Origin of the sequence: Tsukamurella ocularis, assembly GCF_965138335.1 — a bacterium.
Lineage (GTDB): Bacteria > Actinomycetota > Actinomycetes > Mycobacteriales > Mycobacteriaceae > Tsukamurella > Tsukamurella ocularis_A.
Genome location: NZ_CBCSDV010000002.1, coordinates 28,473 through 53,567, shown reverse-complemented (window position 1 = coordinate 53,567; position 25,095 = coordinate 28,473). Strand labels below are relative to the sequence as shown.

The following is a 25,095-nucleotide window of genomic DNA, read 5'->3' as shown; positions in this document are numbered from 1 at the left end:
ATCGATGCGAAAGGCGGGCGAGGCGATGAATCCCCTGGTGACGATAGGCGTGTTCGCGGCCGGCCTGGCCGTCGTGTTCGCCGCCGCGTTCGCCGTGGGCGCCGCCGTCGGCCCGACGCCCGAGGGCCCCGGGCCGCACGCGGCCGCACCGTCGACCTCGGAGGGAGGCCACGGTGGCCACTGACACCCACCCGCCCGAGGCGGTCGTCGACCTCGCGATCGAGGGTATGACGTGCGCCTCGTGCGCGCACCGCATCGAGCGCAAGCTGAACAAGCTCGACGGGGTCACCGCCACCGTCAACTTCGCCACCGAGAAGGCGCACGTCACGGCGCCGGCCGGCACCGATCCGGCGGTCCTCGTCGACACCGTGGAGCAGGCGGGCTACGCGGCGCACGTGCCCGCGGCGCCCGGCGGAGACGAGGACGACGAGCCCGCGGGCCGGACGCACGAGCCCGCCGATGCGCTGCGCCGGCGATTGACGATCAGCGCCGCGCTCACCGTCCCGGTGATCGGGATGGCGATGATCCCCGCCCTGCAGTTCGACTACTGGCAGTGGCTCTCCCTGACCCTCGCCTCGCCCGTGGTGGTGTGGGGCGCGCTCCCCTTCCACCGCGCGGCGTGGACCAATCTCCGGCACGGCACCGCCACGATGGACACGCTCGTCTCGATCGGCGTGCTCGCCGCGTTCGGCTGGTCGGTCTACGCCCTGTTCTGGGGCACTGCCGGCGTCACCGGCATGACGCACCCGTTCACGTTCACCATCGAGCGGATGGACGGCACCGCCACCATCTACCTCGAGGCCGCCGCCGGCGTCACCACGTTCATCCTCGCCGGGCGCTACTTCGAGGCGAAGAGCAAACGGCAGGCCGGGGCCGCCCTGCGCGCGCTCCTGGAGCTCGGCGCCAAGGACGCGACCGTGCTGCGCGGGGGCGTCGAGACACTCGTTCCCATCGGCGACCTGGTCGTGGGCGACGAGTTCGTCGTGCGGCCGGGCGAGAAGATCGCCACCGACGGCGTCGTCGCCTCCGGGCAGTCCGCCGTCGACGCCTCCATGCTCACGGGCGAGGCCGTGCCCGTCGAGGTACGTCCCGGCGACGCCGTGACCGGCGCGACCGTCAACGCGGGCGGCCGGCTCGTGGTGCGCGCAACCCGGGTCGGCGCCGACACGCAGCTCGCCCAGATGAGCCGCCTGGTCGAGGACGCGCAGGCCGGGAAGGCGAAGGCGCAGCGCCTCGCCGACCGGATCTCGGGCGTCTTCGTGCCGATCGTCATCGCGATCGCGGTCGGCTCCCTCGGCTTCTGGCTCGGCTCCGGGCAACCCGCCTCGATGGCGCTCACCGCAGCGGTCTCGGTGCTGATCATCGCCTGCCCGTGCGCCCTCGGCCTCGCCACGCCCACGGCGCTGCTGGTCGGCACGGGCCGCGGCGCCCAGCTCGGAATCCTCATCAAGGGCCCCGAGGCGCTGGAACACACCCGCACCGTCGACACCGTCGTGCTCGACAAGACGGGCACCGTGACCACCGGCGTCATGACCCTGCAGGCGGTGCACCCGGCCGCGGGCGAGTCCGCCGACGAGGTCCTGGCCGTGGCCGCCGCGCTGGAGGCCGCCTCCGAGCACCCGATCGCCCGCGCCGTCGTCCGCGCCGCGCCCGCGACGCTCGGCACCGTCGACGAGGTCGGCGCACTTCCAGGGCTCGGGATCCGCGGCACCGTCGACGGGCGCGCGGTCGCCGTCGGACGCCCGACCCTGCTGAGCGATGCCGCGATGCCCCTGCCCGACGATCTGCGGGCGGCGTTCGACGAGGCGCAGCAGCACGGCCGGACCCCGATCGCCGTCGGCTGGGACGGCGCCGCCCGCGGCGTCCTCGTGGTCTCCGACGAGGTCAAGCCCACGTCGCTGGAGGCCGTCGCGCGGCTCCGCGAGCTGGGGCTGCGGCCGATCATGCTCACGGGCGACAACGAGCCCGCGGCCCGGTTCATCGCGGCTCAGGTCGGCGTCGACGACGTGATCGCCGGCGTGCTGCCCGCCCAGAAGGTGGAGGCGGTGCGCCGCTTGCAGGCCGACGGCCACGCGGTGGCGATGGTCGGCGACGGGGTCAACGACGCCGCCGCGCTCGCCGCCGCCGATCTGGGCATCGCCATGGGCACCGGCACCGACGCCGCGATCGAGGCGTCCGACCTCACCCTCGTCGGCGGCGACCTGCGTACCGTCGTCGACGCCATCCGGCTCTCGCGACGCACCCTGAGCACCATCAGGACCAACCTGTTCTGGGCCTTCGCGTACAACGTGGCAGCACTCCCCCTCGCCGCGGCGGGTCTGCTCAACCCCATGCTGGCCGGCGCCGCGATGGCGCTGTCCTCCGTCTTCGTGGTCAGCAACAGCCTGCGACTGCGGAGTTTCCGTCCCAGGAAGGGATACTGATCCCATGACCACCGACACCGGCCACGCGCACCACGGCTACATGTCCGACAAGGACGAGTACCTCAAGCGGCTGCGCCGCATCGAGGGGCAGGCACGCGGCCTGCAGCGGATGGTCGAGGAGGAGAAGTACTGCATCGACATCCTCACGCAGGTCTCGGCCATGACCAAGGCCCTGCAGGCGGTCGGGCTCGGCCTCCTCGAGGACCACATGAGCCACTGCGTCGTGAACGCCGCCCGGTCGGGGGACGACGCGGAGACGGCGGCCAAGCTCAAAGAGGCGACCGACGCGATAGCCCGTTTCACGCGCTGAACCACTTCCACAGTTGCAGCGGCGAATTCCGGGCACTGGAATGCGCGAACCGACTTCCCCGGAGTAACGCGTTCCCGTACAGTGACTGTTGTCAGCGAAGTGAGACGCGTCTCACACTCCGACACCCTCACCCATGCACCCGCCCGGCCCACACATCACCGGGCGGGTGTTGGTGCGTTCGGGGCTACTTCGCCTCGGCGGACGCGAAACGCGACAGCGCCAGCAGGCGCGACGTCGCGCGCAGGTACTTCTTCCGGTAACCGCCGGCCAGCATCTCCGGGGTGAAGATCTCGTCGAGCTTGGCGCCCGAGACCAGCACCGGGATACCGGCGTCGTAGAGCCGGTCCGCGAGCACGACGATGCGCAGCGCGACGGTCTGGTTGTCGGCCGGGTGCACCCCGCTGATGCACACCTTGGAGATCCCGTCCACCAACTGCTTGTACCGCGAGGGATGCAGCTTCGACAGGTGCTCGGACAGCGCGTCGAAGTCGTCCAGGGTGGCGGTGGGGTCCGCCTCGGCGACGGCGACCAGCTCCTCGTCGGTGAGCGGGTCCGGCGCGGGCGGCAGATCGCGGTGCCGGTAGTCGGGCCCGTCGACGCGCACCGACTGACTGGAAGACCGAGCTGAGCTTGTTGATCTCGCGGAGGAAGTCCTGCGCGGCGAACCGGCCCTCGCCCAGCTGCCCCGGCAGCGTGTTCGACGTCGCGACGATCGAGACGCCCCGCGCCGCCAGCTCGGTGAGGAGCCGCGACATCACCATCGTGTCGCCCGGGTCGTCGAGCTCGAACTCGTCGATGCAGATCACGCTGTGGTTCGCCAGGTACTCGACGCACCGGTTGAACCCGAGCGCGCCCACCAGGTGGGTGTACTCGACGAAGGTGCCGAACGACTTCGGCGACGGGACGCTGTGGAAGATCGACGCCAGGAGGTGGGTTTTGCCGACGCCGAAGCCGCCGTCGAGGTAGAGACCCACGCCGTGCGGCGGGGTGCTCTTGCGGCCGAACAGGCCCTTCTTGTTCCGCTGCTTGGTGAGCTTGACGACGTCCGCCACGAACGCGCGCCCCGTCTGGACCGCGGCGGCCTGCGTCGGCTCGTTCGGGTCCGGGATGTAGCTGTCGAAGCTGACCTCGCTGAACATCTCCGGCGGAACGAGCTGCTCCACCATCTGCTCCGGCGTCACCGTCGGGTTGCGATCCACGAGATGCAGCGTCATGAGTCGTGATCATATGCGCTGGTCGTCGCGGTCGGAAAATCTCGCGCTACGGTCGTGACGTGATCGAGCCACTGCCCACCGACGACGCCGCCCTCGCCCGCGCCTTCGACCACCCGACCGCCGAGGGCCGATCGTACGTGCGCGCCAACATGATCGGCTCCCTCGACGGATCGTCCACCGCCGCCGGACGGTCGGGTGGCCTGGGCGGCGACGGCGACCGCCGCGTCTTCCGGGCGCTGCGGGCCGCGGCGGACGTGGTCCTGGTCGGGGCGGCGACGGTGCGCGACGAGGACTACGGCACGCCCGGGCACCCCGCGCTCGCGATCGTGACCCGGGGAACCGTCGCCCGCACGCCCCGCCTGTACCCGCCCGAGGGGCCCGAGCCTATCGTGTACTCCGGGCGGGGCGCATCCGTCGACCTGCGTTCGGTGCTCGACGATCTGTACGCGCGCGGCCACCGGCGGATCCTCACGGAGGGCGGCCCCGGTGTCCTCGGCGCGCTGCTCGCGGCGGGCCTCGTCGACGAGCTGTGCCTGACCATCGCGCCGATGCTGGTCGGGGGCGCGGGCAAGCGCATCGTGAGCGGGCCCGACCTCCCACTCGATCGCTGGCGGCGCGGCCCGGTGCTGGGCGACGACGAGGGCTACCTCTACACGCGCTGGATGCGCTGACGCCCGCCGCGGCCCGATCTCGCTACTGTGAACGCCATGTCCCACGCGCGCCACCGAGCCCTCGCCGCCGCCGGGATCGCCGTCGGCGCCATCGTCGCCGTGTCCGCCTGCGCGCCGGTCCCGGCTCCGACTCCCGACTACGTCACGGACTTCGGGCAGGGCGGCCGCGCGCCGTCCGCCTCCGCTGACGAAGCACCGAAGGGCCCGGAGTGGAAGGCCTCCGCGAAGGACCCGCTTGCCTGGCAGGACTGCACGAACCGCCTCGCCGCCCGCTACGGCACCCCGCCGGCGGGGAACGCCACCCTGCAGTGCGCCACTCTCACCGTCGGGGTCGGCCAGGCCGAGGCGCCTCTGAAGCTCGCCGTGACGCGGGCCCGGGTGCCCGGCACGCCCGATACCGCCGCGCCCCTGGTGCTGGTCGGCGGCACCGAGTTCACCGGCCAGCGGGCGCTGGCCACCCTCGCCGCCGGCGACAGCCCCGTGCTGGCGAACCGGCCCGTGGTGGCCGTCGAGCGTCGCGGCATCGGCACGTCCGGCGCGCTCACCTGCCGCACCGCCGCCGATCAGGCACTGCTGCGCAGCGGCGGCGCGGCGGGACAGAGCCTGGAGACGCGCGTGGCGAAGATCGGCGAGGCCGCGCAGAAGGCGTCGACCACGTGCGGCGACGCCTACGCCGACGCGATCTCCGACTTCACCGCGGCGTCCGCGGCCGAGGACCTGGAGAAGCTGCGCACCACGTGGGACGTGCCGGCCCTGGGGCTGCTCGCCGTCGGCGACGGCTCCACCACCGCCCTCGCGTACGCGGCGGAACACCCGAAACAGGTCGCGCGCCTGATCCTCGACTCCCCCGTCCGCTACGGCGGCACCGAGCTGCAGCGCGCCGAGGACGCCGCGCGCGGTACCTCGGCCACCGTCGACGCCTTCGCCGCGCAGTGCGGACCCACCTGCGCCCTCGGCGCGGACCCCGCCGGCGCCGTGCGCGGGATCATCGACGACGCGGCCGCGGGCCGGTTGGGCTCGTTCACGGACTCCGATGTCCGACGGGCCGTCGTCGTCACCCTGGGCGTGGGCCCCGGCGACCGAGACGCCCGCGTCACGCGCCTCGCCACCGCGCTGCAAGGCGCCCGGTCCGGGGACGCCGCCCCGCTGCGCGCGCTGCTCCGCACCGCCGACGAGGCCATCGGCACCGACGGCCAGTTCCTCGGGCGCTGTTCGGACGCCGTCACCAAGGCCTCCCCCGACCAGATCCTCGCCTCCGCGCGGAAGTGGGGTCCGGAGTTCCGGCTCGGCGCGGCCTCGGCGCTCGACCTCGGCACGTGCGCGGCCTGGCCGACGATGACGGCGCCGCCGAAGCTCACCGACCTCGGCGTGACGTCGGTGGTCGCCACCTCGGCCGCCGACCCCCTGACCGCGCGCACCGCGCTCGACACCCTGACGGGGCAGCTCACGGTCGTCGGCGCGCAACCCACCGCCGTCACCTGGGCCGGGATCGGCGACGGTGCCGTGGTCCGGTCGTCGTGCGTGCAGAAGTCGTTGATCGGCTACCTGGACCGGCTCGACCCGCCGTCGACGCGGGCCTGCCCCGCGTGACCGGCGCCGGCCCGGGCCGCCGGACGCGGGCGGGCCTCCGCGTCGCCGCCGCGGCGTCGGATACGGTTTAGCGGTGTCGTCTGTCGCCCTCGCTCGGATGAAGTCCGACCCCGGCCTCGTGGTCAAGGCCATCCTGTGGCCGCTCGCCCTCCTCACCCTGCTGCAACGGCTGATCGTCCTGGTCCCGAACGGGAACAAGACCGACGATTTCACCACCGTGTACGCCGCCGCCGTGCGGTTCCTGCGGCACGAGGCGGTGTACACCGAGAACTACGACACGGTGGATCCGCACTATCTCTACCCGCCGTCGGGAACGCTGCTGATGGCGCCGTTCGGGTACTTCGACCCGGAGACCGCGCGGTACATCTTCGTCGGGCTCAGCGCCGTCGCACTTCTGCTCGCCCTGTACATCATGCTCCGGATGTTCGGCTACGGCCTGAACTCCGTTGTCGCGCCCGTGGTGCTGTTCTTCGCGGTGGCCACCGAGGCCGTGACCAGCACGCTGGTCTACACGAACTTCAACTGCTTCGTCCTGCTGGCCGAGGTGGCCGCGATGGCGCTGTTGCTCAAGCGGAAGGACCTGTGGGCGGGCGTCCCCCTCGGGCTGTCGTTCGCCGTCAAACCGCTGCTCTTCGTGATGCTGCTGCTGATCGTCGTGAACCGTCAGTGGAAGGCGCTCATCGCCGCCGTCGGCATCCCCGTCGTGCTGATGGGTGCGGGCATGCTGCTCTCCGCGGATCGCACCGAGTTCTTCCACAAGACGCTGCCCTATCTCAGCGAGGCGCGCGACTACTACAACAGCTCGATCCAGGGCAACGCGCAGTACTTCGGGCTGCCGGAGTGGCTCTCGCTGTTCCTGCGGGCCGCCGTGGTCGTGATGGCCGCCGTCACCCTGTGGCTGCTCTGGAAGTACTACCGCCGGAGCAACGAGCTGCTGTGGCTCGCGACCTCCACCGGGACGCTCCTGACCACGTCGTGGCTCGTCCTGTCGCTGGGCCAGGGCTACTACTCGATGCTGCTGTTCCCGATGCTCATGACCGTGGTCTACCGCAGCTCCGTGCTGGGGAACTGGGCGTCCTGGGTCGCGGTCTACGGCTTCCTCAGTTACGACAACTGGCTATCCGGCAAATGGCCCGCGTTCGGGCGGTCGTTGGCGTACCTCAAGTGCACCCTCGGATGGTCGCTGCTCATCGTGGTGCCGTTCTGCGTCCTGCTGTTCCGGTACCTCGACGCGAAGGCCGAGAACCGGCTCGACGAAGGGATCGACCGGCCCCTCACGCCGGACGAGGAACCGGGCAAACACGAACTGGCACCAACCGCTGTACAGGGTTAACGTGGAGTCATGACAGACCCGAAGCCCAAGCTGGAACTGAGCGATTCCGAGTGGCGTAAGCGCCTCACCGCACCGGAATACCGCGTTCTGCGCGAGGCGGGGACCGAGGCTCCGTTCAAGGGCGAGTACACGGACACGAAGACCGCCGGCGTCTACCGGTGCCGGGCGTGCGGCGAAGAGCTCTTCCGTTCGGATGCCAAGTTCGAATCGCACTGCGGTTGGCCGTCGTTCTTCTCGCCGCTCGCGGGCGACAAGATCATCGAGCGCGTCGACAACTCGCTGGGCATGCGCCGCGTCGAGGTCCTGTGCGCCAACTGCGACAGCCACCTGGGCCACGTCTTCGAGGGCGAGGGCTACGACACCCCCACCGACCTCCGGTACTGCATCAACAGCATCTCCATGCGCCTGGAGCCCGACGACGCTTCCTGAGCCGACCTCGCAGCGGCTGCGGGGCGGGGCTCGTCGAACGATTCTGCAGCCCGCGAGCCGCTAGGCGAGGGGGCGAAGCCTAGTGAGCGAGGCCCGCCCCGCGGCCGCCCCCTGCCCACCGGCTAGGGAAGCGCCGTGACGAGCTCGCGCACCCCCACGCGCGGCCCCGAGAAGAACGGCGTCTCCTCGCGCGTGTGCCGGCGCGCATCGGTGGCGCGCAGGTCGCGCATCAGGTCGACGATGCGGTGCATCTCCGGCGCCTCGAAGGCGAGCAGCCACTCGTAGTCGCCGAGCGCGAAGGCGGGCACGGTGTTCGCGCGGACGTCCGGGTAGCCGCGCGCCGCGCGCCCGTGGTCGGCGAGCATCTTGCGGCGCTCGTCGTCGGGCAGGAGGTACCACTCCAGGCTGCGCACGAACGGGTAGACGCAGATGTACGCCCCCGGGTCCTCCCCCGCGAGGAAGGCGGGGATGTGGCTCTTGTTGAACTCCGCGGGGCGGTGCAGCGCCGAGTTCGACCACACCGGACGGCTCGCGCGGCCCAGGGCGGTGCTGCGCCGGAAGTCGTTGTACGCGGCCTGCAGGTCCTCGAGCTTCTCGGCGTGCCACCAGATCATGAAGTCGGCGTCGGCACGCATCCCCGCGACGTTGTACACGCCGCGGACGACCAGGTCGCCCTCCTGGATCTTCGCCAGGAACGCCTCGGCCTCAGTGGCCGCCGCGGCCCGCTGCTCGTCGTCGCCCAGCTCGCCCGGCGTGATCGAGAACACCGAGAACATGAGATAGCGGACGGTCGAATTGAGCTCTGCGTAATCCAGTTTGGCCATGCCCTCGATCGTAGTCCCGCGCGCGGGACCGGCTCAGGACAGGTCGGCGAGCACGCGCTGCGCTGCGGCATCGGCGCGGGCGATGCACGCGGGCACCCCGACCCCGTCGAAGTACGCCCCCGCGAGGGCCAGGCCCTTCGGCGTGGCCGTCTCGATCGCGGCGAGGGTGTCCCGGTGGCCCGGCAGGTAGACGGGGATGCCCTCGTACCAGCGCTGCACGTGCGCGACGGTCGGCTCCACGGTGACGCCGAGCACGTTGGCCAGGTCCTCCCGCGCCGCCGCGACCAACCCGGCGTCGACGTCGTCGACGATCCGGCTCACCCCGAGGCGACCGAAGGACAGGCGCACCGTTCCACCCGGCAGGTGATCCCACTTGCGGCCCGACAGCGTGACCGCCTTCGCGCTGACCTGCTCGCGACTCGCCACGAGCACGCCGGACAGGTCGGGCAGCTCGGTGTCCTCGGGCAGCCGCATCGTCACGAGCGCCGAGCTGGCCGCCGGGATCGTGCCCACCGCCGCGCCCAGCTCGGGCAGGCTCAGCCCGACGAGGCGGCGCACCTGCGGCGCGGGCACCGCGAGGACGACCGCATCGAACATCGAGCCGCGCAGGCTCCAGCCGGGCCGCACCTCGGGCACGGGGGCGCCCAGCATGATCCGATCGCCGAGCCGCTCGGCGAGTGCGTCGAGCAGCTGTTGGTAGCCGCCGCGGAAGGCCCCGAAGACGGGGCTGTCGTCGGGTTCGCCGAGGACGTCGCGAACGGCCTCCCCCAGCGACGCGGCGCCCGCATCGAGGCGGGCGGCCAGGGCGGGCAGCGCGGCGCGCACGGAGACGTCGTCGGCGTGGGCCGCGAAGACACCCGACACCATCGGGTCGACGCTGCGCTCGACGACCTCGTCGCCGAGCCGCGAGCGGACCAGTGCGCCGATCGAGGCGTCGGCACCGGGGTTCCATCGCAACGGGATCCGCACCTCGTCGGCATCGCCCGGGATGCCCATCACGGTGCGGCCGAAGCCACCACGGAGGGCGCCGTCGGCGAACAACGCCGGGCGGCGACCGGCGGGCTCGACCAACTGATCGGCGAGGCCGAGCTCGGTCGCCAGGTCGATCACCTCGGGCCGGCGGCGGACGAAGGCCTCGGCGCCGACGTCGAGGCGCTCTCCGCCGATGGTCTCGGAGCGCAGCTTGCCGCCCACCCGATTGCCCGATTCGAAGACGGTGACCCGCGCACCCGCCTGCTGCAGCCGCAGTGCGGCGACCAGCCCGGAGATGCCCGCCCCGACGACGGCGACGTTGCTCATAGCGTGTGCACCAGGTCGACGACGCGGGTGAGCGCATCGGGGTCGGTCGACGGGAGTACTCCGTGGCCGAGGTTGAAGACGTGCCCGACGGCGCCGGCGGCGAGCGCCGCATCGGCGTCGGCGACGACGCGCCGGACCTGCAGGTCGACGGTGGCCCGGTCGGCCATCAGGGTGGCCGGGTCCAGGTTCCCCTGCAGCGCCTTCCCGGGGCCGACGCGGCCCGCGGCCACGTCGAGGGGGACGCGCCAGTCGACGCCCACGACGTCGGCGCCGGCTTCTCCCATGGCCCCGAGCAACTCGCCGGTGCCGACCCCGAAGTGGAACGCGGGCAAGGCGGGAGCGCTCTCGCGCAGCGCGGCGAAGACCCGCTCCGAGTGGGGCTGGACGTAGGTGCGGTAGTCGGCGAGCGACAGCGCTCCGGCCCAGGAGTCGAACAGCTGGAAGGCCTGCGCGCCGGCGTCGGCCTGCACCCGCAGGAAGGTGATCGCGATGTCGGCGAGCGCGTCGAGCAGCGCGTGCCAGGTCTCGGGCTCGGTGTACATCAGCGACTTCGTGCGCTCGTGGTTACGACTCGGCCCGCCCTCCACGAGATACGAGGCCAGGGTGAACGGGGCGCCCGAGAAGCCGATGAGCGCGACGCCCGCGGGCAGCTCGCCGCGCAGCAACCGCACCGCCTCGGCGATCGGCTCGACCTGGGCCGCGTCGAGCTTCGGCATGGCGGCGACGGCCGCGGCGTCCCGGATCGGCTGCTCGATGACGGGGCCGATCCCGCTCACGATGTCGAGGTCGATCCCGGCGGCCTTGAGCGGGACCACGATGTCGGAGAACAGGATCGCGGCGTCCGTGCGGTGCCGGCGCACCGGCTGCAGCGTGATCTCGCACACGAGATCGGGTCGGAAGCACGACTGGAGCATCCCGATCCCCTCGCGCGCCTTGCGGTATTCGGGCAGGGAGCGCCCGGCCTGCCGCATGAACCACACCGGGCGGTGCTCCGGGGTGCGCCCCGCCGCCGCGTCGAGCAGCGGGTACGCCGCCGCGGCCGTCGTCGATCGATCCTCGGTACTCATCGACACCGATCATGTCATGACTGCCGCGCGCGTAGGCCGCGGCCTGCGGCGCGCCTCCACGTGCGTCGCCTCCGGAGCGGCTACGGTCACGGTTTGTGAGCCAACCAGGAACGGGTGACGAAGCGGCGGGCGGTGCGGGAGCGCGCGGCGCCGAGCCGGAGTCCTTCCGCGCGGCCGTCGAGTCCCTTCACACGGCGACGGTCCGCCCCGAGATCGAGATCGGCAGCATCCGGCCGCCGCAGCGACTCGCGCCCTACAGTTACGCCCTCGGCGCCGAGGTCCGTGCGCCCGAGGCCGACGTCGTGCCCGAGCACTCCGACGGCGAGACCTTCGGCCGCCTGATCCTGCTCCACGACCCCCACGGCCACGAGGCGTGGAACGGCATGATGCGGCTCGTCGCCTATGTGCAGTCCGAGGTCGACGAGTCGCTGGCGTCCGATCCGCTGCTCCCCGAGGTCGCCTGGAGCTGGTTGACCGACGCGCTCGCCGAACGCGGCCAGGAGGTGACCGCGCTGGGCGGCACCGTCACCGCGACCGCGTCAGTGCGCTACGGCGACATCGCCGGCCCGCCGCGCGCCCACCAGCTGGAGCTGCGGGCGTCGTGGACGCCCCTGGGAGACGACCTGTCCGGGCACGTCGAGGCCTTCTGCACGGTGCTCGAGACCGCCGCCGGGCTGCCTCCCGCCGGCATCACCCGGCTCGGCTCGGGGTAGGCACACCCGTGGGCAAGGCCTCATCGGAACCGGTCCCCGGCATTCCGCTCACCGAACCCGCCGAGGGCGTTCCGGAGCCCCTGACCACGGTCGAGGAGTTCGCCGAGTGCGCCGCGGCACTGCGCCGGGGCACCGGCCCGATCGCCGTCGACACCGAGCGGGCGTCGGGCTTCACCTACTCCTCCCGCGCCTACCTCATCCAGATCAAGCGGACGGGTTCCGGGCTGTTCCTGCTCGACCCGATCCACGAGCCCGAGGGCCTCGCTCCGGTGATCGAGGCGATGCGCGGCGTCGAGTGGGTGCTGCACGCCGCCGACCAGGACCTGCCCTGCCTGCGGGACGACGGCTTCGAGTGCGACGCGCTCTTCGACACCGAGCTCGCGGGCCGGCTCCTGGGGGCGCCGCGGGTCAATCTCGCGGCGATGACCTCGGAGTACACCGGCTACGCGCTGGCGAAGGGACACGGTGCCGCGGACTGGAGCACCCGGCCCCTGCCGCACGACTGGCTCAACTACGCGGCGCTGGACGTGGAGGTGCTGGTCGACCTGCGCGACGAGGCCTACGAGCGCCTCCAGGACGCCGGGAAACTGGAATGGGCGCTCGAGGAGTTCGAGTACGAGCGCACCCGGCCCGACCCCCTGCCGAAGACGGATCCCTGGCGCCGCGTCTCGGGCCTGAGCACGCTGCGCAACCGCCGCCAGCTCGGCCGGGCCCGTGAACTGTGGCTCGCGCGGGACGAGATGGCCGAGCAGCGCAACGTCGCGCCGGGGCGCACGCTGCCGGATGCCGCGATCATCAACGCCGCTGCGAAGAACCCGGCCACCGAGGCCGAACTCACCGCCCTGCCGGTGTTCGGCGGGCCGCGCATGCGACGCTCGGCGAAGCGCTGGCTCGGCGCGATCCAGCGGGCCAACGCCCTCCCCGAGACCGCTCTGCCCCCGCTCCACGGTCCGCGCAACGGGGTGCCCGCGAACAACCGCTGGGCGAAGTCGAACCCGGAGGCGGCCGAGCGCCTCGCGGCAGTGCGCGGAGCGCTCGCCGTGATCTCCGAGGAGGTCGCGGTGCCCGTGGAGAACCTGCTGCCGACGGACGCCGTCCGGCAGATCTGCTGGGACGGCACCGCCGACGGCGTCGCCGCCGTCGACGACGCACTGGCCGCCTCGGGCGCGCGGGCCTGGCAGCGGAGCCTCACGGCCGCCGCGGTCGCGGCCGCCCTCGCGTCCGTCTGAGCAGCGGCTCGCGCCGCTCAGGCGATCAACGCACCTGCTCCGGCGTGGCCTGCGCCTTCTCGACGGGCACGCTCACGTGCGCGCAGGAGGTGACCCAGCCGGTGATCCGGAAGGCGATCTCCGACGGGGTGAGCCCCAGGTCGGTCAGGATCTCGCCGCGGGAGGCGTGATCGAGGAAGCTCTGCTCGATCCCGAGGACGCGGGTCGGCACGTCCAGCTCGGCCCGTTGCAGCGCGGCGGTCACGGACGCCCCGATCCCACCGGCCACGCCGTTGTCCTCGAGGGTGACCACGAGGTGGTGGCTGCGCGCCAGGTCGACGATCGAGCCCGGCACGGGGAGCACCCACCGCGGGTCCACCACGGTCGCGGAGATGCCCTGATCGCGCAGGCGGGACGCCACGTCGACGGCGACGTGGGCGAAGGCCCCGACCGCGACGAGGAGCACGTCGGCGCCGCCGGCACCGTCCTCGACGAGGACGTCGGCACCGTCGGGCAGGCGGCGCACGGCCTCGAGGTCCGCGGGTACCGCGCCCTTGCCGTACCGAATGAGGGTCGGCGCATCGTCGACGTCGAGGGCCTCGGCGAACTCCTCACGCAGCCGAGCGGCGTCGCGGGGCACCGCCGCGCGCAGGCCGGGGACGATCGCGGCCAGCGAGAGGTCCCACATGCCGTGATGGCTGGCACCGTCGGGGCCGGTGACGCCGGAGCGGTCCAGCACCACGGTGACGCCCTGCCCCAGCAGCGCGACGTCCATGAGCAACTGGTCGAAGGCGCGGTTGAGGAAGGTCGCGTACAGGGCGACCACGGGATGCATGCCGCCCAGCGCGAGCCCGGCGGCGGAGGTGAGCGCGTGCTGCTCGGCGATGCCCACGTCGTACATGCGGTCCGGGAACTTCCGGCCGAAGTCGGCGACGCCGGTCGGCTCGGCCATGGCGCCGGTGATGGCGACCACGTCGTCGCGCCGCTCGCCGTGGGCGACCAACTCCTCCGCGAACACCGAGGTCCAGTCGCGGGCCCCGCCCGCGCCGCCGACGGGGAGGCCGGTGGCGGGGTCGATCACTCCGATGCCGTGCATCTGGTCGGCCTCGTGGTTCTCGGCGTGCTCGTAGCCGTTGCCCTTGCGGGTGAGGGCGTGCACCACCACCGGGCCACCGAAGTCCTTCGCGCGACGGAGGGCCGCCTCGAGGGCCAGCTCGTCATGCCCGTCGATGGGGCCGACGTACTTGAGACCCAGGTCCGCGAACAGCGCTTGCGGGCTCACCATGTCCTTGATGCCGGCCTTCATCCCGTGCAGCACGGAGTACGCGGGCTCGCCGACGACGGGCAGGTTCCGCAGCCGTCGCCGCGCCTCGCCCAGGAGCCGCTCGTACTCGGGCTGGGTGCGCAGGCCGGACAGGTGCGTGGCGAGACCGCCGATCGTCGGCGCGTACGAGCGGCCGTTGTCGTTGACGACGATGACGACCGGGCGGTCCGAGGCCGCGATGTTGTTGAGGGCCTCCCAGCACATGCCGCCGGTGAGGGCGCCGTCGCCGACCACGGCGACGACGGTGCGCTGCTCGCCTTTGAGTGCGAAGGCCTTCGCGAGGCCGTCGGCGTAACTGAGGGCCGCCGAGGCGTGCGAGGACTCGACCCAGTCGTGCTCCGACTCGGCGCGGCAGGGGTACCCGGACAGGCCGCCCGCCTGGCGGAGGGTGTCGAAGGCGTCGCGGCGCCCCGTGAGGATCTTGTGCACGTACGCCTGATGGCCCGTGTCGAAGAGCACCGGGTCCGTCGGCGAGTCGAAGACCCGGTGGATGGCCATCGTGAGCTCCACGACGCCGAGATTGGGGCCGAGGTGCCCGCCGGTCGCCGAGACCTTCTCCACGAGGAAGTCGCGGATCTCCCCGGCCAGCGCCGTGAGCTGGTCCTGATCCAGCCGACGCAGGTCGCGTGGGGTGTCGATGGTGCGCAGCAGGTTCATATCCCTCGTGTCTACTCCCGTGAGAGGTGCCTGTGCCACTTTACCGGCCGCGCCGGTCTTCGCGACCCGACACCAGGACCGCGAAGGCCTCGAGGTGATGGGTCCCCGGGAAGGCGTCCCAGGCCGACAGTTCGGCCACGCGGTAGCCGTTCTCGCACGCCGCGCCCAGGTCACGGGCGAAGGCCGCCGGATCGCAGCCGACGTGCACGATCGCCGCCGGCTCGGCCGCTGTGATCGCGCCCATGACCGCCGCCCCGGCACCCGTGCGCGGCGGGTCCAGCACCACGACGCCGGGCGCGGGCAGGCCCTTGTACCGCGCGGCCACGTCGCCGCGGTGGAAGGAGACGGGCTCGTGCGCGAAGGTCTGCCTGCCCGCCGCGATCGCACCGCCGGAGGTCTCCACCACGTCGACGGTGAAGCCACTGTCGACCAGGGCGCCGGCGAGGACGCCCGCGCCGCCGTACAGGTCCCAGGCCCGGCCGGGCCCTCCCCCGTACCGGGCGACGTAGTCGCCCACCCACTGCGCGTAGCGGCTCGCGGCGTCGCGGTGCGCCTGCCAGAACCCCCCGACGGGGATGCGCCAGGAGCGCCCACCCACGCGGTACTCGGCGAGCGCCTCGCCCGCGAGCACCTGCGCGGACCTGCCGCGGCGCGCGGGAACGGCCGCGTGCGCGGCGCCCGCGTCGTCGAGCACGAGCGCGACCTCGGCGCCGGGCTCGGTCCGCAGGCCGCCCGCGAGCTCGATGAGCCCGACCGGCAACTGCACGCACGGCGCCACGACGACGTCCGGACTGCGGTGCGCGTGCTGGCCGAGGCGGCCGTCCCCGTCGGCGACGAGGCGGGCGCGGTGCCGCCATCCCGCGACCGGGGCGTCGGACAGGGGCTCGACGACGGGCTCGAACGCGCCCGGATCGAAGCCGCCGACGCGGACCAGCAGATCCTGCAGGACCTGCGTCTTCATGGCGCGCTGGAACGCGGGCCCGGCGAAGGTCAGGTCGCAGCACCCCGCCCCCGCGGCGGCCGCGGCACAGGTCTCGGGCACGCGGTGCGGCGAGGCCTCGAGCACCTCGACGGTGCTCGCGCGGGCGTAGGACTTCTTGACCTCGGTGACCCGGGCGCGCACCGTCTCCCCGGGCAGCGCGCCGCGCACGAAGACGGCGCGCCCCTCGTGTCGCGCGATGACGAAGCCGCCGTGCCCCGGTGCGCCGCAGGTCAGCTCGAGCAGGTCATTCGGCGTGAGCATGCGTCGCCCTCCTGGCCACGAGGAAGGTGATCAGCAGGCCGACGGCGAACATGGGCCAGCCCATGATGATCCGGGCGACGCCGAGCCCGCCCACGTCGTCGTTCTGGTACAGCGCGAACTGGACGGCGAACCGCACGGCGAACATGCCGATCCACAGCACGGTCAGCCACACGAACGCGCGGTACTGCCGCCGGTCCGCGCGCCAGTCGGTGCCGGCATCCTGCGCAGCGGAGCCGGCCTCGCCCTTCTTCCGCTCGTCGAACAGGTGCCACAGCACGCCGACGAGCGGCCACCGCACGACGAGCGACACCGCGAACGCGACGGCGAAGACGGCCTGCATCACGATGCCGTACAGGAAGTACCCCTTCCCGTTGCCGCCCACGATCATCGCGATCACCACGCACACCGCGACGCCGAAGAAGCCGGAGATCGCGGGCTGGATCGAGGTGCGGGTCGCGACGCGGATCACCGCGACGAGCGCCGCCACGGCGAGCGCCGCGATCGCGCCGCCCTTGAGCCCCCAGACCGCGTTCGCGGGAACGAAGGCCATCACCGGCAGGGCGGAGTACACCATCCCCTGCCAGCCGCCCATCTGCTCGAGCACCTGATCCTTGATCGAGGGCTCGGGGGCCTCCTGCTCGGCCGTCGCGGGCTCCTGCTCAGCACCATCCGTCACAGGAACACAGTACGTGGGCCGCGCGGCCCACGAGCCCGACGTCGTACCGCGCGCAACCCCTGGCATGCTCGGCCCATGCACTTCCCCGCGGACACCACCGCCGTCCTGCTGCCGGGCTCGGGCTCGGACGCCGACTTCGTGGTCCGCGCGTTCGCGCCGCTCACGGCGCTCTGCGCGCGCACCGTCGCCGTCGACGCGGCGCCGCCCTCGGTCGTCGCGGGGTACCGCGCGGCGCTCGACGCCGCGGCGGCCCACGGCCCCGTGCTCGTGTGCGGCGTCTCCCTCGGCTCGGCCGTCGCGGCGAGCTGGGCGCTGGAGAACCCGGAGGCCGACATCGCGCTGGTGCTCACCCTGCCGCCGTGGAGCGGCGCGGCGGGGCCCGAGGTGCCCGCGGCGATGTCGGCCCGGGTGACCGCGGACACCGTCGACGAGGTCGGCGCGGCGGAGGCGATCGCCCGGATGCGCGCCGGGAGCCCGCCGTGGCTGGCGCGGGAGCTGAGCCGGTCCTGGGCGGGCCACGGCGACTTCCTCGCCGCTGCTCTGCGGGAGGCCGCCGGATACGCCGCCCCCACGGAGACCGAACTCGGTGGCCTGCCCGCGCGCACCGTCGTCGTCGGCGCCGCGGGTGACCTGATCCACCCTGTCGCCACGGCGCGGGACTGGGGCGCGGCGATCCCCGGTGCCACGACGGTGATCGTCGACCTCGCGGACCTCGGCCCCGACCCGGCCGTGCTGGGCCGGGCGGGGCTCGAGGGGCTTACTGCTGGTTGTTGAGTCGCGTGAGCGCGGAGCCCTGGGTGAGGCGGTCCTGATTGCTCTGCCGCAGGGCCGCCGGACCGTCCGCGGCGGCGCGCTGCGCGACCTGCGCGGCGATCGCGGCGGCGGCCTGCTCCTGCTGGGCCTGCTGCTCGGCCATGGCCTGCTGCAGCTGCTGCACCAATTCGGCGGGGAGCTCGATCTCGAGGTGATCGCGCGCCGGCCGGGGGTCGGTGCCGCGCCGGACCACCGTCTCCGCGAGCATGGCGCGCGCGAGCTGCGCGGCCTGATCGGCGTTCTCGAGCGGGGCGGCCACGACGATCCGGACCATCCACCGCGGACCGTCAACGCCGATGAACCGCAGCACGCCGTCGGGCTGGGTGCCCACGACCTCGCGGCCCCAGTGGCCGTCCTCGATCGCGACCTGGGCGCCGTTCTCGCGGAGCGAATCGGCCAGCTCGGTCACGACCTCGCGCCACTGCCCGCCCGACTTGGGCGCGGCGAAGACGCCCGGCGTGATGCGGCCGACCGGGGTGTCGAGGTGCACGCCCACGGGAGCGCCCTCGGGGCTCATCTCGACCTGCAGCTGCGATTCGGCCGGCATGGCCAGGATGATCGACCCCAGGTCGAGGCGGCCGTCGTCGAGTCCCTCGGTGCTCTCGAGGGAGTTGAGATCGTACGGCCCAGCGCCGGTGCCGAGCTCCTGCACCTCGTCGTCGTCCGTGGGCTCCGGCACCGTGTGATGCTCGGGCTGCCCGATCGTGGCGTACGGGTCGACGCTCGCGGTGCTGCGCTGCTTGGACTTGCGGCGGCCGAGGGCCATGAACGGTGCTCCTTGGTTGTTCGGGTACGGGAGGTCAGTGGGAGGTCTCGAGGCTGGCGTGCCCGCCCGACGAGCCGTAGCCGCCGGCGCCGCGCACGGTCTCGTCGAGGAACGAGACCTCCTTGAAGTCGGGCAACTCCACGCGCTGCACGAGCAGCTGCGCGATGCGGTCGCCGCGCTTGATGTCGACGGCAGTCTCGCGATCGGTGTTGAGCAGGCAGACCTTGATCTCGCCGCGATAGCCGGCGTCGATGGTGCCGGGCGTATTGACCACGGTGAGACCGTGTTTCGCGGCAAGGCCGGACCGGGGGTGGATCAGGCCGACGGTGCCGTGCGGCAGCGCGATCGCCACGCCGGTGCCGACGAGGGTGCGGGTGCCGGGTTCGATCCGCACGTCGATCGTCGAGTACAGGTCCACGCCCGCGTCGCCGGGATGTGCGCGCTTGGGGAGTGGGAGGCCCTCGTCGAGCCGCAGTAGGGGTATCTGGCTCACCATGGGATGCAGACTACGCTGAAGCCGTGTCGGACGATCGAACAGTGAAGACCTCGCGGCCGGGGAACGGTTACGTCGAGCGGCTCTCGGTGCCGTGGTACTGGTGGCTCGCGGGAGCGGTCGTGGCGGGCCTGCTCTGCTTCGAGGTGACGCTCGCCGCGAACTGGGGCGACTGGATGATCGGCGCGTTCGTGCTGATCGTCGTGGTGATCGCGGTCCTGCTCTGGTCGATGGGGCGCGGCAGCGTCGCGGTGCGCGACGGTGAACTGTGGGCGGGCAACGCCCACCTGCCGCTCCAGCTGATCTCCCGTGCCGCGGCGGTGCCGGCGGAGGCGAAGAGCGCGGCCCTGGGCCGCCAGCTCGATCCCGCGGCGTTCGTCTATCACAAGGGCTGGATCAAGACGATGATCGTCGTGGTCCTCGACGACCCCGACGATCCCACGCCGTACTGGATGATCTCCACGCGGCACCCGGAGAAGATGCTCGCGCTGATCCCCGCCGCGACCACGCTCGGTTGACGAGCGGGCCGCCGCGGAGAAGGGGCGCGTCAGGCGCAGTCGATGCAGATCAGCTCGGTGCCGTCCGGATCGGCGAGCCGGCTGCGGTGGTACACCAGGAAGCAGCTGGTACAGGTGAACTCGTCAGCCTGCTTGGGCACCACGCGGACGCTCAGCTCCTCGCCCGACAGGTCGGCACCGGGGAGCTCGAAGGACTCGGCGGTCTCGCCCTCGTCCACGTCCACCGTGCCGGACTGGCCCTCGTTGCGACGGGCCTTGAGCTCCTCGAGCGAATCCTCCGAGATCTCGTCCGCCTCGGACCGCCGTGGAGCGTCGTAATCAGTTGCCATGCCGTGTCATCCCCATCCTTGCTCGTGCCCCGGGCCTCGGGGTTTCCGAGGCCGCCGGGCGCGTTGTGTCCCGCGCGAGCGGCCAGAGTGTAGCGCACTAGAAATCGGATGTCACGGACTTTCCCTGACGGATACCGATTCCACCGCTCGTTGCCCCTCCAACGCACGGTGAGCCCAGATGATTCCCGCGACGGCGGAAGGATTCCCGCGACGGCGCCGCGGCGCCTCCCCGGCCGCGGCGACGTTCTCCCGTACAGTCGGGGCCGTGGTTTCCCAGCTCACCGGCGCGGGCCGGCGATTCGATCGGAACGGTGAACCGTTCCGGCGTCGCAACACGCTGCCCATCCTCATCGTGATCGCCGTCCTCGCCGTGGTCGCCATCGCGACCTGGGCCCGAGCCATGTCCTCGCAGGAGGAGACCGCCGCCCCCGTCTCGTGTCCTCCGCCGCCGGCCCCGTCGGCCTCGGCGACCGCGACGACGACCGGCGCCGCCGCCCGCGCGGGAGGCACCGCTCCGGCTCCCGCGCCGACGTCCGGACAGTTCGAGGTCGTCTCCCCCGACGACCTCGTCTCGGTGCGGCCCGCACCGCTCGCGGCCTCGACGGTGCGCGTGCTCAACGCCTCCGGTCAGGCGGGCCGTGCGGAGACCACGCTGAACAAGCTCGCCGACTACGGCTTCGGCGCCCCCACCACCGGCGCGTACGGCAACGACCCCGTCTACCCCGAGATGGCCTGCCAGGCGCAGCTCCGATTCGGCGATTCCGGTAGGGCCGCAGCCGCGGCGGCGTGGATCATCGCGCCGTGCGCCGAACTCATCAACGACGGGCGGCGCGACAACGGGGTCGACCTGGTGCTGGGCACCTTCTTCACCGACCTCGAGCCCAGCACCGATGCGCAGGAAATCCTCCGCATCCTCCGGGCAGCGCCCGCCGGGGCGGCCGACGGCGGGGCGAATCCCGCCCTCGTGTCCGCGGTGCACAGCCAGTCCTGCAACCGCTGAGCCGAACCGGGTCCGCCGCCGACAGGGCCGGGCCGGCGCGAGTCACAGCGCGTCCAGGCCTCCGGCCGCCCGGAGCAGGGCGATCACGTCGTCGGCGATGCCGGGCGCGGCCGCGAGCGTCAGAGCGCCGTCCGCGCTGGTGGAGTCGGCGGCCGGAACGATGACGACGGCGCCCGCCTCCTCCGCGATGAGCGAGCCGGCGGCCCAGTCCCACGGGCTCAGTCCGTGCTCGTAGTGCGCGTCGGCGCGGCCGGCGGCCACCATGCACAGGTCGAGCGCCGCGGAGCCGATGCGCCGCACGTCGCGCACCGCGGGCAGCAGCTGCGCGAGCACGCGGCCCTGCTTCTCCCGACGCTCGCGGGCGTAGCCGAAGCCGGTGGCGACGAGGGCCAGCGCGGGGTCCGTGATCGGGTTGGCGCGGAGATCGCGGACGGAGCCGTCCGGGGCGATCTCGCGCGCGCCGCCGCCGCGCGCCGCGGCGTAGACCGTTCCGTGCACGACGTCGGCGACCGCGCCGGCCACGGACACCCCGTCGACCCGCGCACCGACGGAGACCGCGTACGCGGGCACGCCGTAGAGGAAGTTGACGGTGCCGTCGATCGGGTCGACGACCCACTGCACGCCGCCGGGCTCCCCCTGCTCGCCGCCGAACTCCTCGCCGAGCACGGTGTCGTCGGGCCGCAGCCCGGCGAGCCGCTCGCGCACGAACCGCTCGGTCTCGGTGTCGACGACGGTGACCGGATCGGTCGGCGTCGACTTCGTCGTCACGCCTTCCGGGCGCGTCCCGTCGGCACCGTCGAATGCATTGGCGCCGAAGACCTCCGCCCGGCGCGCCGCGACGCGCTGCGCGGCTTCCGCGGCGACCGTGACCGCGATCTCGGACAACTCCCACCGGTTCGGTTGCACGTCCACCACAGAACCACAATCCGCGGTACTTTGTCAGCGCCGGGGGCACCCGGGCGGAGGACCACCGTCCGGCACTCGAGGAATGCGGAGCAGGTAATGGCGGAGAAAATGGGGTTCGGCGTCGACATCGGCGGCAGCGGCATCAAGGGCGGTGTCGTCGACATGGAGACCGGCGAGCTGGTCGGCGAGCGCTACAAGCTGCTCACACCACAGCCGTCGACGCCCGAGGCGTGCGCAGAGATCGTCCGCGAGGTGATCGAGCACTTCGACTGGAAGGGCCCGGTCGGCGTCACCGTGCCGGCCGTGGTGACGAACGGCACGGTGCGCAGCGCCGCGAACATCGATGCGGGCTGGATCGGCACCGACGCCGACAAGCTCTTCACGTCCACACTGGACCGGCCCGTCACGGTGCTCAACGACGCGGACGCTGCGGGTCTGGCCGAGGACCGGTACGGCGCGGGACGCGATTTCGACGGCGTCATCCTGCTCCTGACGCTGGGCACGGGCATCGGCTCGGCCCTCATCCACCGCGGGACCCTGGTGCCCAACACCGAGTTCGGGCACATCGAGGTGGACGGCAAGGAGGCCGAGCACCGGGCGGCGAGCTCGGTCAAGGAGCGCAAGGAGTGGAGTTACGAGCGGTGGTCGAAGGAGGTGAGCCGCGTCTTCCAGGAGTACGAGAAGCTGCTCTGGCCGGACCTCATCATCGTGGGCGGCGGCGTGAGCCGCAAGGCCGAGAAGTGGGTGCCGCTCCTCGACGTGACGACGCCGGTGATTCCGGCGAAGCTGCTGAACACCGCGGGGATCGTGGGCGCGGCGATGGCATCGCAAAGCGCCTGATCCGCCCGGTTCGGGCGCTTTGACCGCAGGTGAATGCAGGCAGAGCGACCGAATCGTTACAATGGGGTGCCGGCGTCGAAACGCCGGAACAGACGCCGGACCCCCTCGCCCCCGGACGCCTCAGCCACCACCGACGCCGAGCACGGCCCGGGACCGGTGCTGTTGTCGCGCCCGGGATGTGATTCCGGCGCACGCAGGCACAGTAGGAAAGGGCGTACGTGGCAGCGACGCAGACCAGCTCCAGCGCACCGTCGGCAGGCGGCGTGGACGGTTCGGCCACCTCGGCGGAGACCCCCGCCAAGAAGACCACCGCCAAGAAGGCTCCCGCGAAGAAGGCACCGGCCAAGAAGGCGGCCCCCGCCAAGAAGGCGGCCGCGAAGAAGGCCGCGCCCGCCAAGAAGGCACCGGCGAAGAAGGCGGCCGCGAAGAAGGCCGCCGGCCCGGTCAAGCGCACGGCGAAGAAGGCCGCGGGCAAGAAGGACGCCTCGGCGGCCGGCGCCGAGAGCGGTGCCGAGGACGAGGTCGATCCCGAGCTCGACGGCGATCCCGATCCCACCGAGCTCTCGGACGAGGACGTCGCGATCGACACCGACGCCGACGACGCCGAGGACGCCGCCGAGCCGAAGGGTAAGAGCGCCGTCACCAAGCCCGCCCCGGCGGACGCGGAGGACGAGGAGCCGTCCGAGCAGGACAAGGCCTCCGGCGATTTCGTGTGGGACGAGGAGGAGTCCGAGGCGCTGCGCCAGGCCCGCAAGGACGCCGAACTGACCGCCTCCGCGGACTCGGTGCGTGCCTACCTCAAGCAGATCGGCAAGGTCGCGCTCCTCAACGCCGAGGAGGAGGTCGAGCTCGCCAAGCGGATCGAGGCCGGCCTGTTCGCCGAGCAGCAGATCAACCGCTGGCTCGAGCGCGGCGAGAAGCCCGCGATCGGCATCCGGCGCGACATGAACTGGATCGCCCGCGACGGCAACCGCGCGAAGAACCACCTGCTGGAGGCGAACCTGCGCCTCGTGGTCTCGCTCGCCAAGCGCTACACCGGCCGCGGCATGGCCTTCCTCGACCTGATCCAGGAGGGCAACCTCGGCCTGATCCGCGCCGTCGAGAAGTTCGACTACACCAAGGGCTACAAGTTCTCGACGTACGCCACCTGGTGGATCCGGCAGGCCATCACCCGCGCCATGGCCGACCAGGCCCGCACCATCCGCATCCCCGTGCACATGGTGGAGGTCATCAACAAGCTCGGCCGCATCCAGCGCGAGCTGCTCCAGGACCTGGGCCGCGAGCCCACTCCGGAGGAGCTGGCCAAGGAGATGGACATCACGCCCGAGAAGGTGCTGGAGATCCAGCAGTACGCGCGTGAGCCGATCTCGCTCGACCAGACCATCGGCGACGAGGGCGACAGCCAGCTCGGCGACTTCATCGAGGACTCGGAGGCCGTCGTCGCGGTCGACGCGGTGTCGTTCACGCTGTTGCAGGACCAGCTCCAGTCGGTCCTCGACACGCTGTCCGAGCGCGAGGCCGGCGTGGTCCGCCTGCGCTTCGGGCTCACCGACGGCCAGCCGCGCACGTTGGACGAGATCGGTCAGGTCTACGGCGTGACGCGTGAGCGCATCCGCCAGATCGAATCGAAGACGATGAGCAAGCTGCGCCACCCGTCGCGCAGCCAGGTCCTGCGCGACTACCTGGACTAGGCGATTCACCGGAACGGCCCGAGGGGAACCCGCAGTTCCCGTCGGGCCGTTCCGCGTCTCCGCGATCGACCGCGGCGCCCTCGCGTCGCGCTCGGCTCCCGCGGGGACTTCTCACCCGATAGTGGGTTGCAACCCCCGCCTCTGCGAAGACCTCCCGCGGGAGGGGACCGTGCACCGCCGACGCGGGCGTGGCCTCATCGCTCGGCCGTCCCGCCGCGTCCCGCGACCCACAGCGGGCCGGTGACCAGCCAGATCACCGTGATCACGCCGAGCGTCCCGAACACACCGAGGAGCGCCTCGCGCTGCGTGTCGTCGGCCACGGTGTACCCCAGCCCCAGGGAGACCGCACCGGCGATCGCGACCGCCCCGAGCCAGCGGTAGAAGTCCGACCACTCCTTCCGCGTGCGTTCGGGCCCGAGCTTCGGCACCGTCCGGGGTGCGGGCCCGCCGGCGAAGCGGTGCGCGAAGCGCTCGTCCGCCCAGGCGATCATCCGGTGCCCGAACATGACGGTGCACCCGAGGTAGATGCCCGCGAGCCGGTGCGCGAAGCCGACCTCTCCGCCGCGGTACAGGTCGATCGCGACGGCCACGATGAGCACCACGTCCAGCAGCGGGACCAGAGCGAGCGACACCATGCCCGCCCGTCTCCAGCGCAGGATGTACCGCATCGCCAGCCCGCCGACGACGAGCACCCAGAATCCGATCTCGCACGCCGCGATCGTCCACAGCACCGGATTGTTCAGCTCTCCCATACCGCG

At 72.4% G+C, this 25,095-nt stretch carries 25 protein-coding genes and 1 pseudogene; 14 read left to right on the top strand and 12 right to left on the bottom strand.

The genetic code is table 11. The annotated features are described in order from the left end of the window. Positions 1–4: 4 nt before the first annotated feature. From ACNAYW_RS02940 to ACNAYW_RS02930, 3 genes are read left to right on the top strand one after another with little or no spacing between them, the layout of a single operon-like run. Positions 5–184 (top strand): hypothetical protein, encoded by a 180-nt coding sequence (locus ACNAYW_RS02940; protein WP_415848267.1) that lies wholly within the window; start codon positions 5–7, stop codon positions 182–184. Continuing rightward, the gene (locus tag ACNAYW_RS02935) at positions 174–2,423 is read left to right on the top strand and encodes a heavy metal translocating P-type ATPase (RefSeq protein WP_415848266.1); all 2,250 of its coding nucleotides are present in this window, start codon (positions 174–176) and stop codon (positions 2,421–2,423) included. The genes ACNAYW_RS02940 and ACNAYW_RS02935 overlap by 11 nt, the downstream gene beginning before the upstream one ends. Positions 2,424–2,427: 4 nt before the next feature. Then, a complete protein-coding gene (locus tag ACNAYW_RS02930) occupies positions 2,428–2,733 on the top strand; it encodes a metal-sensitive transcriptional regulator (protein ID WP_415848265.1) in 306 nt (101 codons plus the stop codon). 184 nt (positions 2,734–2,917) lie between these two features. Here the strand turns inward: ACNAYW_RS02930 and zapE are convergent. Further along, positions 2,918–3,947 (bottom strand): annotated as a pseudogene (gene zapE / locus ACNAYW_RS02925) (cell division protein ZapE). Between the two features lie 59 nt (positions 3,948–4,006). On the opposite strand from zapE, the gene ACNAYW_RS02920 reads away from it, so the two are divergent. The 4 genes from ACNAYW_RS02920 (at position 4,007) to msrB (ending at position 7,970) form a co-directional block, all read left to right on the top strand. Beyond that, positions 4,007–4,618, top strand: coding sequence for a dihydrofolate reductase family protein (locus ACNAYW_RS02920; RefSeq protein WP_415848264.1), 612 nt, complete (start codon positions 4,007–4,009; stop codon positions 4,616–4,618). 36 nt (positions 4,619–4,654) lie between these two features. Then, positions 4,655–6,208, top strand: coding sequence for an alpha/beta fold hydrolase (locus ACNAYW_RS02915; RefSeq protein WP_415848263.1), 1,554 nt, complete (start codon positions 4,655–4,657; stop codon positions 6,206–6,208). A gap of 73 nt (positions 6,209–6,281) precedes the next feature. Next, the gene (locus tag ACNAYW_RS02910; protein WP_415848262.1) at positions 6,282–7,541 is read left to right on the top strand and encodes a glycosyltransferase family 87 protein; all 1,260 of its coding nucleotides are present in this window, start codon (positions 6,282–6,284) and stop codon (positions 7,539–7,541) included. Positions 7,542–7,550: 9 nt separating this feature from the next. Next, complete coding sequence (gene msrB, locus ACNAYW_RS02905) at positions 7,551–7,970, top strand: peptide-methionine (R)-S-oxide reductase MsrB (protein WP_415848261.1); 420 nt, start codon at positions 7,551–7,553, stop codon at positions 7,968–7,970. A 122-nt stretch (positions 7,971–8,092) separates the two neighbouring features. On the opposite strand, the gene hemQ is transcribed toward msrB, so the two are convergent. Genes hemQ through hemE form a run of 3 tightly spaced genes read right to left on the bottom strand, consistent with a single transcriptional unit; the run spans position 8,093 to position 11,160 of the window. Continuing rightward, a complete protein-coding gene (gene hemQ, locus ACNAYW_RS02900) occupies positions 8,093–8,794 on the bottom strand; it encodes a hydrogen peroxide-dependent heme synthase (RefSeq protein ID WP_415848260.1) in 702 nt (233 codons plus the stop codon). Between the two features lie 33 nt (positions 8,795–8,827). After that, the gene (locus tag ACNAYW_RS02895) at positions 8,828–10,093 is read right to left on the bottom strand and encodes an FAD-dependent oxidoreductase (RefSeq protein ID WP_415848259.1); all 1,266 of its coding nucleotides are present in this window, start codon (positions 10,091–10,093) and stop codon (positions 8,828–8,830) included. Next, entirely contained in the window at positions 10,090–11,160 is a 1,071-nt protein-coding gene (gene hemE, locus ACNAYW_RS02890; RefSeq protein WP_415848258.1) for a uroporphyrinogen decarboxylase, read from the bottom strand. The genes ACNAYW_RS02895 and hemE overlap by 4 nt, the downstream gene beginning before the upstream one ends. A 95-nt stretch (positions 11,161–11,255) precedes the next feature. Here hemE and ACNAYW_RS02885 point away from each other — a divergent pair, with 95 nt between their 5' ends. Both ACNAYW_RS02885 and ACNAYW_RS02880 read left to right on the top strand, forming a co-directional pair. Beyond that, entirely contained in the window at positions 11,256–11,873 is a 618-nt protein-coding gene (locus ACNAYW_RS02885) for a DUF3000 domain-containing protein (protein WP_415848257.1), read from the top strand. Positions 11,874–11,881: 8 nt separating this feature from the next. Further along, positions 11,882–13,102 carry an HRDC domain-containing protein gene (locus ACNAYW_RS02880; protein WP_415848256.1) on the top strand — a complete coding sequence of 407 codons (1,221 nt, stop codon included), beginning with the start codon at positions 11,882–11,884 and terminating at the stop codon, positions 13,100–13,102. A gap of 25 nt (positions 13,103–13,127) precedes the next feature. Here the strand turns inward: ACNAYW_RS02880 and dxs are convergent, their stop codons facing one another. The 3 genes from dxs to ACNAYW_RS02865 are packed head-to-tail and all read right to left on the bottom strand — an operon-like array spanning position 13,128 to position 16,981. Then, positions 13,128–15,062 (bottom strand): 1-deoxy-D-xylulose-5-phosphate synthase, encoded by a 1,935-nt coding sequence (gene dxs / locus ACNAYW_RS02875; RefSeq protein ID WP_415848255.1) that lies wholly within the window; start codon positions 15,060–15,062, stop codon positions 13,128–13,130. A gap of 40 nt (positions 15,063–15,102) precedes the next feature. Beyond that, positions 15,103–16,305 carry a class I SAM-dependent RNA methyltransferase gene (locus ACNAYW_RS02870; protein ID WP_415848254.1) on the bottom strand — a complete coding sequence of 401 codons (1,203 nt, stop codon included), beginning with the start codon at positions 16,303–16,305 and terminating at the stop codon, positions 15,103–15,105. Further along, positions 16,289–16,981, bottom strand: a complete 693-nt coding sequence (locus ACNAYW_RS02865; RefSeq protein WP_415848253.1) for a DUF3159 domain-containing protein — start codon at positions 16,979–16,981, stop codon at positions 16,289–16,291. Before ACNAYW_RS02865 ends, ACNAYW_RS02870 begins: the two co-directional genes overlap by 17 nt. Positions 16,982–17,056: 75 nt before the next feature. Here ACNAYW_RS02865 and ACNAYW_RS02860 point away from each other — a divergent pair, with 75 nt between their 5' ends. Continuing rightward, the gene (locus ACNAYW_RS02860) at positions 17,057–17,755 is read left to right on the top strand and encodes an alpha/beta fold hydrolase (RefSeq protein WP_415848252.1); all 699 of its coding nucleotides are present in this window, start codon (positions 17,057–17,059) and stop codon (positions 17,753–17,755) included. On the opposite strand, the gene ACNAYW_RS02855 is transcribed toward ACNAYW_RS02860, so the two are convergent. Next, positions 17,739–18,560: a DUF3710 domain-containing protein gene (locus ACNAYW_RS02855; RefSeq protein ID WP_415848251.1), complete on the bottom strand. Its 822-nt coding sequence runs from the start codon at positions 18,558–18,560 to the stop codon at positions 17,739–17,741. The two genes, ACNAYW_RS02860 and ACNAYW_RS02855, sit on opposite strands and share 17 nt — an antisense overlap. 34 nt (positions 18,561–18,594) lie before the next feature. Beyond that, entirely contained in the window at positions 18,595–19,056 is a 462-nt protein-coding gene (dut, locus tag ACNAYW_RS02850; protein WP_415848250.1) for a dUTP diphosphatase, read from the bottom strand. A 23-nt stretch (positions 19,057–19,079) separates the two neighbouring features. On the opposite strand from dut, the gene ACNAYW_RS02845 reads away from it, so the two are divergent. Next, positions 19,080–19,571, top strand: a complete 492-nt coding sequence (locus ACNAYW_RS02845) for a DUF3093 domain-containing protein (protein ID WP_415848249.1) — start codon at positions 19,080–19,082, stop codon at positions 19,569–19,571. Positions 19,572–19,600: 29 nt separating this feature from the next. Here the strand turns inward: ACNAYW_RS02845 and ACNAYW_RS02840 are convergent, their stop codons facing one another. After that, complete coding sequence (locus ACNAYW_RS02840; RefSeq protein ID WP_068525100.1) at positions 19,601–19,900, bottom strand: DUF4193 domain-containing protein; 300 nt, start codon at positions 19,898–19,900, stop codon at positions 19,601–19,603. Between the two features lie 265 nt (positions 19,901–20,165). Between ACNAYW_RS02840 and cei the strand changes: the two genes are divergently transcribed. After that, on the top strand, positions 20,166–20,900 hold the full coding sequence (gene cei, locus ACNAYW_RS02835) for an envelope integrity protein Cei (RefSeq protein ID WP_415848248.1): 735 nt from the start codon (positions 20,166–20,168) through the stop codon (positions 20,898–20,900). A gap of 42 nt (positions 20,901–20,942) precedes the next feature. Here the strand turns inward: cei and ACNAYW_RS02830 are convergent, their stop codons facing one another. Then, complete coding sequence (locus ACNAYW_RS02830) at positions 20,943–21,806, bottom strand: inositol monophosphatase family protein (RefSeq protein WP_415848247.1); 864 nt, start codon at positions 21,804–21,806, stop codon at positions 20,943–20,945. A gap of 96 nt (positions 21,807–21,902) precedes the next feature. Between ACNAYW_RS02830 and ppgK the strand changes: the two genes are divergently transcribed. Both ppgK and ACNAYW_RS02820 read left to right on the top strand, forming a co-directional pair. Continuing rightward, positions 21,903–22,646 (top strand): polyphosphate--glucose phosphotransferase, encoded by a 744-nt coding sequence (gene ppgK, locus ACNAYW_RS02825; protein WP_415848246.1) that lies wholly within the window; start codon positions 21,903–21,905, stop codon positions 22,644–22,646. A 263-nt stretch (positions 22,647–22,909) separates the two neighbouring features. Then, positions 22,910–24,337 carry an RNA polymerase sigma factor gene (locus ACNAYW_RS02820; protein ID WP_415848512.1) on the top strand — a complete coding sequence of 476 codons (1,428 nt, stop codon included), beginning with the start codon at positions 22,910–22,912 and terminating at the stop codon, positions 24,335–24,337. Positions 24,338–24,531: 194 nt separating this feature from the next. Here ACNAYW_RS02820 and ACNAYW_RS02815 read toward each other — a convergent pair whose 3' ends face one another. Beyond that, entirely contained in the window at positions 24,532–25,089 is a 558-nt protein-coding gene (locus tag ACNAYW_RS02815; RefSeq protein ID WP_415848245.1) for a hypothetical protein, read from the bottom strand. Positions 25,090–25,095: the final 6 nt, after the last annotated feature.